This is a genomic window from Streptomyces albidus (ex Kaewkla and Franco 2022) (assembly GCF_013870515.1).
Lineage (GTDB): Bacteria > Actinomycetota > Actinomycetes > Streptomycetales > Streptomycetaceae > Streptomyces > Streptomyces albidus.
In genome coordinates this window covers 1-1,815 of record NZ_JACBXA010000473.1, presented here as the reverse complement: position 1 = coordinate 1,815, position 1,815 = coordinate 1, and the positions used below count along the sequence as shown (strand labels likewise).

The following is a 1,815-nucleotide window of genomic DNA, read 5'->3' as shown; positions in this document are numbered from 1 at the left end:
AGAGGTGGCGGAGCCCATGTTCGCGGAGTCGCCGGGTGCGCGGCAGGCGGACTGGAGTACGCGGACGGCGAGTTCGGAGCGGAGCGCGCCGGGGAGGCCTCCGTACTCGCGGGCGAGCTCGGCCAGGCCGTAGAGCCCCGCGGCGAATCGGTCCGTCAACTGCCCGGTCTCTGCGGCGCCTTCGGCGCCACCGCCACTCTCGCCCTCTGCACCCGCGCTGCAGACGGCGGCGGCCAGGTCCCCGAAGTGCTCGGCGAAACGCCGTCGTTCACGCCGTCCGTAGCGACCGGAGGACTCGGCGCCGGGAGCCCACGCGGACGACCGGGCCCTCCCGGTACGCCCCTCGGAGGAGCCCCACAACGGTGCGGTGCGCACCCGCTCGACGTTCTCCGGGAGTTCGCACCAGCCCAGGCTCTCCTGCCGGGCGCTGCGGCTCAGCGCATAGACCTCGAACTCGTGGCCGCTCAGCCCACGCAGAAGCCGGTCGCACCACACGGCGGCTTCACCACGCGCATAGGGATAACCACCCTCCGTAAGCAATGCGATGCGCACGGACGCACCACCCCCGACCGATCATCCGAGTGGGCCACCGCCCGAAAGAGGCTGTGTGGCGTGACGCGGAAGACGCTATGCGCGCCCCTCGCACCGGATGGACGGTTGTCCGTCGCGCCACCAAAAGGGGTGAATGCCCGTGACTTACCGACCAGTCGGGCGTTCCAATGCGCTACGACTCAAATCGGACCCGTGCGGAGGAGACACCCGACAGCCCCGGAACGCGGGGCGGGCGGGCCGGAACAGAAGCCCGGAGGCGCTAACCCTTGGGGTGCGCCCAGGCGTTGGGGCGGCACTTCGCCCCGCCCGACGTGACGGTCTTGGTCTGCTGCATCATCACGGGGGCCAGCGCGCCGTCCTTCGGACAGCCCACGTGATCGAGGCCGATCCGGTGACCCACCTCGTGGTTGATGAGCATCTGCCGGTACGCGAGCATCCGGTCGTCCCCGAACGTCTTCGCGCCCTGGGCCCACCGGTACGCGTTGATCATGACGCGGTCGGTGGAGGCCGAATCGCAGGAGACGCGCTCCTCGCTGGTGTCCAGCCCGGACTTGGCGCACCACACGTCGGTCGTCGGGGAACTCGCAAGGGTGATCACGAAGTCGGCGTCACGCCCGTCGACGCGCTTGAAGCTGCGCTCGCCGTCGTGTGCCCAACTGCGCCTGTCGTTCAGCGTCCTGTGCACGGCCTGCGAGAAGAGGCGGGATTCCAGGGGGAGTCCCTTCTCGACATCCACGCGATAGCGCAGAACCTCGCCGCCGTCCGCGCCGTCATCACTGCCCTTGACCGCCGAGAACGTGCCCTTGCCCTTGAAGTCCGCGGCCAGCGGGAAGGTCTTCTCCATCTTCTGGTCGTACGAGAGCGGAGCCGCCTGCGGGGCACCGCCCGGCTCGCCCCTGCCGTCGGAGCGGGACGCCGGGCCCTCATCGGACTGGGTGCGACCCGCCTCGGCGGAGCCCGCGGGCCCGTCGTCACCCCCGCCTGCGACCTGTCCGCCGATGATCACGGCGAGCACCGTCGTGACGGCGGCCGCCAGCACGCCTGTGGCCGTGCGGCCCTTGCCGCCCTTCTTCTTCGTCCGGGGGAGCCGCGCCTGTCCGGGATGATGCGGCGGTACGGAGGGGAGCCCCTCCTCCGCTCTCTCACCGGCGCCTTGCGCGTACTGCCTGGGGTCGCTCTCGGCCTGACCGGAGTCGCCGAACCCGACACGCTGTCCGTAGCCGTTCCACGGCCCCGGCGTCCCGGGCCGGCGGGGCTCGATGC

The 1,815-nt window shown here is 71.2% G+C and carries 2 protein-coding genes; both read right to left on the bottom strand.

The window, feature by feature from the left end:
- Positions 1 to 552: DUF3492 domain-containing protein (locus H5J26_RS30640; protein WP_181769203.1), on the bottom strand; the 552-nt coding region annotated here is incomplete at its 3' end.
- Positions 553 to 811: 259 nt separating this feature from the next.
- A partial coding sequence (locus tag H5J26_RS30635) for a DUF3152 domain-containing protein (protein ID WP_181769202.1) occupies positions 812 to 1,815 on the bottom strand: 1,004 nt, incomplete at its 5' end.